This window comes from Rubrivirga sp., assembly GCF_049648075.1.
GTDB lineage: Bacteria > Bacteroidota > Rhodothermia > Rhodothermales > Rubricoccaceae > Rubrivirga.
In genome coordinates, this window is sequence record NZ_JBARYR010000287.1 from 1 (window position 1) to 6659 (window position 6659).

The 6659-nt window shown below is 69.1% G+C and carries 7 protein-coding genes; 5 read left to right on the forward strand and 2 right to left on the reverse strand.

The window, feature by feature from the left end:
- Positions 1 to 926 (forward strand): aminotransferase class V-fold PLP-dependent enzyme (locus WBA11_RS08610; RefSeq protein WP_424520290.1); only part of this gene is annotated, 926 nt, incomplete at its 5' end.
- On the opposite strand, the gene WBA11_RS08615 is transcribed toward WBA11_RS08610, so the two are convergent.
- Complete coding sequence (locus WBA11_RS08615) at positions 923 to 1705, reverse strand: hypothetical protein (protein ID WP_424520291.1); 783 nt, start codon at positions 1703 to 1705, stop codon at positions 923 to 925. The two genes, WBA11_RS08610 and WBA11_RS08615, sit on opposite strands and share 4 nt — an antisense overlap.
- Positions 1706 to 1870: 165 nt before the next feature.
- On the opposite strand from WBA11_RS08615, the gene WBA11_RS08620 reads away from it, so the two are divergent.
- The 4 genes from WBA11_RS08620 (at position 1871) to WBA11_RS08635 (ending at position 3951) form a co-directional block, all read left to right on the forward strand.
- Positions 1871 to 2347: a J domain-containing protein gene (locus WBA11_RS08620; RefSeq protein WP_424520292.1), complete on the forward strand. Its 477-nt coding sequence runs from the start codon at positions 1871 to 1873 to the stop codon at positions 2345 to 2347.
- Positions 2348 to 2546: 199 nt separating this feature from the next.
- Complete coding sequence (gene pssA, locus WBA11_RS08625) at positions 2547 to 3350, forward strand: CDP-diacylglycerol--serine O-phosphatidyltransferase (protein ID WP_424520293.1); 804 nt, start codon at positions 2547 to 2549, stop codon at positions 3348 to 3350.
- Positions 3351 to 3374: 24 nt separating this feature from the next.
- Positions 3375 to 3641 (forward strand): phosphoribosylformylglycinamidine synthase subunit PurS, encoded by a 267-nt coding sequence (purS, locus tag WBA11_RS08630; protein ID WP_424520294.1) that lies wholly within the window; start codon positions 3375 to 3377, stop codon positions 3639 to 3641.
- 1 nt (position 3642) lies between these two features.
- A complete protein-coding gene (locus WBA11_RS08635) occupies positions 3643 to 3951 on the forward strand; it encodes an ATP-dependent Clp protease adaptor ClpS (protein ID WP_424520295.1) in 309 nt (102 codons plus the stop codon).
- Positions 3952 to 4026: 75 nt separating this feature from the next.
- Here the strand turns inward: WBA11_RS08635 and WBA11_RS08640 are convergent, their stop codons facing one another.
- Entirely contained in the window at positions 4027 to 6546 is a 2520-nt protein-coding gene (locus tag WBA11_RS08640; protein WP_424520296.1) for a DUF5916 domain-containing protein, read from the reverse strand.
- Positions 6547 to 6659 lie beyond the last annotated feature (113 nt).

Here is a 6659-nt window from a genome sequence, read left to right on the forward strand (position 1 = left end):
ACGCACGGCTCGACGCCGTCTTCTTGTCGCCCCACAAGTTTCTGGGCGGTCCTGGCTCGGCAGGACTGCTCATCTTTGACGAGTCGCTGTACCCGCACGACCTGGCGCCGAGCGTCGGCGGCGGCGGCACAGTCCGCTACGTCAATGCCGATGTCCACGACTACCTCGAGGACGTAGAAGCCCGAGAGACCGCGGGCACGCCTGGGCTCTATCAAGTTCTCCGTGCGGCATACGCTCTCGACGTCAAACGCTCCGTCGGCGTCGATGTCATCCGTGACCGCGAGCACGCCCACCTCGAACGCGTCCTCGATGTCTGGGGCAGCCACGACCGCATCGACATCCTGGGACCCGACGCCATCGACCGATTGTCGATCGTGTCGTTCAACGTCCTCGACGGGCGAGGGCGCGTGCTCCACCCTCGGTTCGTGACCGTGCTACTGGACGACCTGTTCGGCGTCCAAAGCCGGGCTGGTTGCTCCTGTGCCGGACCGTACGGGCACCACCTGTTGGGAATCGGCGCTGCCAAGGCTGACCGCTTCCGCTCGTGCATCACCGACGGCATCTATGGCTTGAGACCCGGCTGGGCGCGCGTTGGCTTCCACTACTCGCACGACGACGACGAGGTCGGCTACCTGCTAGACGCCGTCGCGTTCGTCGCCGACCACGGCGCTCGGTTCCTGTCGCTCTACACCTTCGAGGTCGAGTCCGGCGCCTGGATCCACCGCGACGGCCGCACGGCTACGCCGCGCTACGGACTCGATGCGTTGCCCGTCGCCCTCGAGGACGTGACCGGCGCGGCGCGAAAGCGACTCTTTGAAAGCGCCCTCGAGGACGCCCATCGGATCGCGGCTGGTCTGCCCGACCTCGAGGGCGGGACGCTGCCGGGCGAGATCGCCGACCTCCAGTTTTTCGCGGTCCCGGCTTAGCCCGTGCTAGTTCCGAGGCGGGGCGTGAGGTCCGTGAACTCCGTCTCGTCGATCTCGTCGAGGGCGGTCGGCTCCGTCAAGATGATCGTCTGCTCGTCCTCGGCGACTTTCATCCGCGCGAGGGTCACCGGCCCGGCCTCCGTGGTGAGCGTGACGGGGTCGGTCCAGGTCCAGCGCGACTCGGGCTCGTCGGAGCCCTCGAGGACGTACGACCAGCCGGTCATCGAGCGCGACCCGGAGTCGACGTCGATCCAGTAGCGGTCGCCGGGCGTCAGGCCCACGCTTTCGAACGTCAGGGCCAGGCGGTCGCCCATGGGCGTCGGGTCGATCTCGCGGTTGACGCCGGGGTCGAGGACCTTGATCGGCGCGTACAGCCAGTACCCGTCGTTGATGAACCGACCGTTCGCCTCGGTCAGCCGCTCCGCCGCCTCGGGGCCGCTGACAACGGAGCCGTTGAGGGCGACCTGTCCTGTCGGCGCGGCGTCGTCGAACGTCGAGGGCGACAACACAGCGACCCACATCGAGTCTTGGCCACCGGGCCACTCGACGCGGACGCGGTCGCCGTGCTTGTCCCAGACGTGGCGCGTCCGCACCAGCTCCACCGAGTCGCGCACGACGGCCCATTCCCACTCTAGGCCGTGCATCTTGTCCCATGCCTCGAGGCCGCCCATGCCCTCGGTGATGTCGAAGGCGAGCGAGTCCGCGGCGGTTTCGAGCCGGGGAGCCGACGGGTTGCCGCAGGCCGAGAGGACGACGGCGCAAATAAGAACGAGACGCATGAATCAATAAGATGGAACAGGCACTCGGTCTGAGGGCCGATGCACAAGGTAGGCGCCACGGTCGAGGTCGCCGGCGGTCAGGGACGCCCTCGAGGACGCCCGCGACCGGAACTCGGTCTCGCGAGCCCGGTGCACCACGCCTCCGCTGCGACCGACCCGAGCTCTGTGAGCGCCGCCCGCGACCCCTTTCACGTACTCGCCCTTTCACACGACGCCTCCACGGTGGACGTCCGGCGCGCCTTCCGACGGCTGGCCCGGGAGACGCACCCGGACCAGGGCGGATCGGCCGTCGCTTTCCACCAGGTCCGCCAAGCGTACGGCCGGCTGACGGACGACCTCGAGGGCGAGCGCCAGCGCTGGACAGAAGCGGCGCGGCGTAGACCCACGACGCCTCTGCGCGTCCTCGATCCAAGCGTCTTCCCGACCTGCATCGTCAAGATCAGCCGGGGCCGGGACGGCCGGCGTCGGTTCGTGTACGACGTGTCGAGCCGGCCGTCGGCGTGGGTGCCGGGGGACACCGCTCCCGAAGGGGGCTCGTGTCAAGAGCGGTTCTCGGCGACCTCGACGTCGCCTGCGTTTGGCGTCTGGATCGTCAAGGTCGACGCCCACCGATTCCGGTGCGTGTTCGGGCCGCACCCGTAGCGCGCCCGGCGCCGACCTCGAGGTCGACGGAACGTGAACGGGTCGGTGCGGCGTTATGGGAGCTCTCCCTCGCCGGTCTATTGACATCTCTCGACTTTCGGCCACTCTCTGTGTGGTCATCCACCGAGCCGCGAACCGTGGGATCTCATCGCTCTGAGGCCGTTTGATGGCCCAGCCGACGCCACGACGGAGAGGACCGGTGCTCCGCGCCCGGCGGGCGAGCCCCCGCTCCGGCGCTCGGGCGAGGGCCGCCGTCCCGAACTTTTTCACCCTGATGAACCTGCTGGCCGGGTTCTTCTCGCTGATCCAGACGGCCGACGGCAACCTCGAGTCCGCCGCGTGGCTCGTCGTCCTGGCCGCGTTCTTCGACCTGCTCGACGGCATGATGGCCCGGCTGGTCGGTGCGACGGGCGACTTCGGGACCGAACTCGACTCGCTGTCCGATGTCGTCTCGTTCGGCGTCGCGCCGAGCTTTTTGCTGTACCAGTTTGGGCTCGACCAACTCGGCCCGCTGTGGGGCGCGCTCCTGGCCAGCCTCCCGGCGTTATTTGGAGCCGTCCGCCTGGCCAAGTTCAACACCCTCGCCGACTCGAGCGCCAAGTCGACCGAGTTCTCGGGCCTCCCGATTCCGGCCCAGGCCGGCACCGTCGTCGTCTTCATCCTGACGTTCGTCGACCGGCCGTGGTTCGACGTGCTGGCGCGGCCGCAGCTGTCGGCGCTGATCACGCTGGTGGTCGTGCTCTCGACCTTGATGGTGGCGCCCGTGTCGTTCCCGGCGCTGCCGCAGCCGAGCGCGAAGAACCTGCGCGCCTTCCGGGGCCGGTTCCTCCTGTTCGGCCTGGCGCTGCTGCTCGGCGTCGTGTTCCAGGAAGAGGGGTTGCTGGCCTCCGCGATCATCTACCTCGGCTGGGGTCTCGGGCGTGCGCTCGCCTGGGCCTTCCGCGTCGCGACGGCCGACGACATCGACCTCGAGGACGAGTCTCCTCTTCAGACCAACGCGTAGCTTCCGTCTGGCTGCTCCGACCCCATGTTTATCGCCCACGTCCGCGTCACCCTCCGCCCGTCCATCCTCGACCCCCAGGGGAAGGCGGTCACGAACGCCATCCACGACCTTGGGATGCCGACCGTCGAGAGCGTCCGCACCGGCACGTTCTTCGAGGTCAAGGTGGACGCCCCCAGCGCCGAAGCTGCCGAGGCGACCGTGCGGCAGGCGTGCGAGCGGCTGCTTGCGAACCCGGTCACCGAGGACTTCGCGATCCTGGCCGTCGTCCCGTCCGAGCCTGCGGTGGTCTAGGATGGGGTGGCCGGCAGGAGGGCCAGCGGCGCCCGAGACAGATGTCGCGCCCGTCCTCGAGGACGACGTCGCGGACAAGGTGGACACGCCCTGGCGCGTGCTCCTCTACGACGACGATATCCACACCTTCGAGGAGGTGATCGTCCAGGTCGTCAAGGCGACCGGCTGCTCGACGCAACAGGCCGAGCGGCATGCCTGGACCGTCCACACGCAGGGGAAAGACTGCGTCTACCAGGGCGACTTTTTCGAGTGCTTCCGCGTCCAGGGCGTGCTCAAAGAGATCGGCCTGGTCACGGAGATCGAGGGGTAGCGCAGCGCGTCCTCGAGGACGCGTGCAGCTTCGGGCCTCGAGGGTGGGCCAGCGGGACGCCGCCCTCGAGGACGGCTACCGCATCAGGAGGTAGTTCAGCTTGACCAGCACCACGTCGTCCGGGAAGGCGTCGAAGGTGTCGCTGAGCTGGCCGGTCGTCCCGGTCTCGAACGGCGACCGGCCGGCGTCCTCGATGAGCGCTTCCTCGAAGAGCGAGTTGTTGCGGCCCTGGCTCCACACCACGAACAACGTCGAGCCCGGCCGGTACTCCCACCGAAAGACGGCGTTGGCCGTGAACGACGAGAACGCGAAGTCGCGGCGCTTGGGGAAGTTCGGGAGCGGGCGGAGGTCCGCCGGCCCCGCAACGAGCGTGAAGTCCTGGAACCGACCCCGAGCCGCGAACAGCTGTCCAAACAGCTGGAGCGACATCGTCGGGCCGAAGATGACCTGGGCGCGCGTCGTGACGTCGACCTCGCGCGTGTCCCGGGAGCCGAGGATCGGCGCGTAGTACGCCTGACGAGGGCCGAAGTCGCCGTCGTAGGTGGCCAGACCTTCCAAGAGGTTTGCCTCGGCCTCGAGGGGAATCAGGTCGTCGTCGGAGAACGCCGTCGGCTCGTCGGCGAAGGCTCCGATGGAGATGCCCGTCGGCGTCGCGAACAGGGACTCGTTGGCCGTCCACGCGCGCTCTTGGTTGCCTTGGGAGACGCCGCCCTCGAGGGAGAGCAACACGCGGTCCGAGGCCGTCCACGACAAGCCCCCGCCGACGCCGGCCCGCGTTCCGCCGGCCTCATCGGCCCCGCCGCGCACGCCGATCTCCCAGCGGAACTGGCTCCGGCTGTCGCTCTCGTACGAGAGTCGCCCGCCGACCGAGGCGAGGTTCTCGATCGGTCCCAGCCCTCGCGTCTCGCGGACGTCGAACCCACCCAGGTTCTCGGCCTCGAGGAAAAAGTCGACCTCCTGAAAACCGACCTCAAAGTTGTTGAACGAGGAGACGTTGAACCCGCGGTTGGTCATGTCCGAGAGCTGCCACTGTTGGCTCATGAACGCGCCCGTGCTCACGCGTCGGAACGGCCCGATCGGGTCGCCGCTGTTCAACAGGTAGCGCCCGCCGCCGTTGACGCGGGCCAGGTCGGTCTGGCGAAACCGACCGGCGTCGTTGATCTCGAACCCGGCCGTGTAGAGGCGTACGCCGAACCCGGGCGTGAAGTAGCCCGAGACCTTGTCCAGGCCGAGGTAGAGCGCGCCGCCGGCGTCGCGGGCCGTCTCGGAACCGATGGCTGGGAGAGCCGGGTCCGCGTCCTCGAGGGCGAGGGTCTCCGTCCGGGCGGAGGCCGCGGCTGTCCCCTCGAAGACCCAGGACTCGTCGGCGAACCGGGCTGCCCAGTCCGCGGCCGCTGCGACCTTCCGGGTCGATCCGTCCGCGAACAAGCCGGCACCTTGTGACGAGAACGCCGTGGCGCCGACGCCGACGTAGCTCTGGCCCGGGAACTCCTGCTTTGCCCGGACGGCCCCGTAGAAGCGGCTCGGATCGAACTGGGTCCCGGTGGCGGCCCCGAGCGCTCCAAACGAGAGGCCGCCGCCCGTCCGCCCCGTCAGCTTGGTCGCGGCGATGATCGGCGCCGTGGACCCGATCCGTCGTGTGTACAGGAGTGCCCCGTCCCGGCCGGTCCCGACGGTCAGGTCGAAGATCTGGGTCCCCTCGACGAAGAACGGCCGCCGCTCCTGGAAGATGACCTCGAACGTGCCCAGGTTGAGCTGCGCCGGGTCGACCTCGACCTGGCCGAAATCGGGGTTGACGGTCGCGTCGAGCGTGACGTTCGATGCCAACCCGACCTTGACGTCGGCCCCAACGTTGCCCTCGAACGCGCCGACGCCCGTCCCCGGCGCGGCCTCGCTCTCGGAGCGCGAGCCGCCGGCCAGCGTGTAGGGGATGGCTTGCAAGATTGGTTGCGGCTGCAAGCCCGCAACGCCGTCGAGCCGTCCGAACAGGCGCACCAGCCCGCCCTCGGCCTCGGCCCGCGTCACCGGCGCCCAGAACGACTCCTCGCCCGTCACCGGCGTCACGCGCTGGAACTGGACGCCCCACGACTCCGAGCCGCCCGCGAACCGAAGCTGAGAGTAGGGGATGCGGATCTCAGCGGTCCACCCGTCGTCGTCGACGCGCACGGCGGAGGTCCACACGGCGTCCCACGAGTCGTCGTCGTCGTCGCCCTCCAAGATGCCGTCGAACTGGACGTTGGCGGCCGTGACGCCGAAGAGGTACGCCGTCCGGTCGTCGTCGTAGCTGTCGAGCGCGACCAGGAAAAAGTCGGCGTCGCCCGAGTCGTCGCGTCGGCTGAGCGTCGTGCGGACCTCTCGGCTCGATGACATCCGTGCTCCGATCACCAGGCCGTCGGCCGCGCGCAGGATCCGCACCTCGGTCGCGTCGCTGGCGGGCTCGCCCTCGGACGGCTCGAACTGGACGAAGCCGGTCGCGGGCTCGGCGGCGGCCCACGCGTGCTCGTCGAGGACGCCATCGAGGACGACGGGACCCGCAGGTGCGGCCGTGATCGTCGGCTGAGGTGCGAGGGCGAAGGCGAGGACGAGGGCGAGCATGAAGCGCGGGAGACGGCGGTCCCAGTGTCGGGTACACGCCCCGGGTGCGGCGTACGTTCAGAGCGAATTCCGACCTCGACGTGCCCGACGACATTTTTCGCACCCTCCGTGAC

Excerpts from the sequence above, each read along its gene's own strand:
- WBA11_RS08615 (WP_424520291.1), bottom strand. The coding sequence starts at position 1,705 with ATGCGTCTCGTTCTTATTTGCGCCGTCGTCCTCTCGGCCTGCGGCAAC.
- purS (WP_424520294.1), top strand. The coding sequence starts at position 3,375 with ATGTTTATCGCCCACGTCCGCGTCACCCTCCGCCCGTCCATCCTCGAC.
- WBA11_RS08635 (WP_424520295.1), top strand. The coding sequence starts at position 3,643 with ATGGGGTGGCCGGCAGGAGGGCCAGCGGCGCCCGAGACAGATGTCGCG.
- WBA11_RS08640 (WP_424520296.1), bottom strand. The coding sequence starts at position 6,546 with ATGCTCGCCCTCGTCCTCGCCTTCGCCCTCGCACCTCAGCCGACGATC.